This window comes from Hippea jasoniae (genome assembly GCF_000744435.1).
Classification (GTDB): Bacteria; Campylobacterota_A; Desulfurellia; order Desulfurellales; family Hippeaceae; genus Hippea; species Hippea jasoniae.
In genome coordinates, this window is record NZ_JQLX01000008.1 from 1 (window position 1) to 1,067 (window position 1,067).

Consider the following 1,067-nt stretch of genomic DNA (forward strand, 5'->3'; position numbering starts at 1 on the left):
AAATCCGATGTATATCCAATGTATCTTTCTCCAGATTCATTCTGAATCAGGTATACATAATACATATCATCCTCCAAATGCTCAAATGGTGCGGGATAACTCCTCCCCTTAACCTTCCGGCACTGGGCAGGCGTCAGACCCTATACATCCCCTTGACAGGTTTGCAGAGTCCTGTGTTTTTGGTAAACAGTCGCCTGGGCCTTGTCACTGCGACCTCCCTTTGCTTGGAGGGCAAGCCTCTACACAAAAGGAGGCACCCCTTCTACCGAAGATACGGGGCCAATTTGCCGAGTTCCTTGGCCAGAGTTATCTCAAGCGCCTTAGCCTTCTCAGCCCGCCTACCTGTGTCGGTTTGCGGTACGGTCACCTATAGCCTTAACCCTTAGAGGCTTTTCTTGGCAGTATGGAGCCAGCGGAATCGGTTTCATGCCGAAGCAATCCACCGCCTATCGCGCCTCGGATCATTGGATGCGTGGATTTGCCTGCGCATCCTACCTACACGCTTCGATGGGCAAACCAGCTACCCACTCCGCCTACCACGGCTGCGTCCCCCCATCGGATGGCTATAGGTGGTGCAGGAATATTAACCTGCTTCCCATCAGCTACGCCAACTACGGCCTCGCCTTAGGGACCGACTAACCCTACCCCGATTGACGTTGGATAGGAAACCTTAGGCTTTCGGCGAACAGGGTTTTCACCTGTTTTTTCGCTACTCGTGCCGGCATACTCACTTCTCATTCGTCCACCACTCCTTACGGTATGGCTTCATCCGAATGAGAACGCTCCCCTACCCCGAGCCTCTATAAATAGAGGCTCAGCCGCTGCTTCGGTGCTAACCTTAAGCCCCGTTAAATCTTCGGCGCCGAGGCACTCGACCAGTGAGCTGTTACGCTTTCTTTAAAGGGTGGCTGCTTCTAAGCCAACCTCCTGGCTGTCTTAGCGCCTCGACCTCCTTTTCCACTTAGGTTAGACTTAGGGACCTTAGCAGGCGGTCTGGGCTGTTTCCCTCTCGACCACGGACCTTGTCGCCCGTAGTCTGACTCCCCCGGATGGTACAGGCGGTATTC

At 53.9% G+C, this 1,067-nt stretch carries 1 rRNA gene; it reads right to left on the reverse strand.

Annotated features, from left to right (window positions below):
• Positions 1–1,067 (reverse strand): 23S ribosomal RNA (locus EK17_RS09205); the annotation flags it as partial.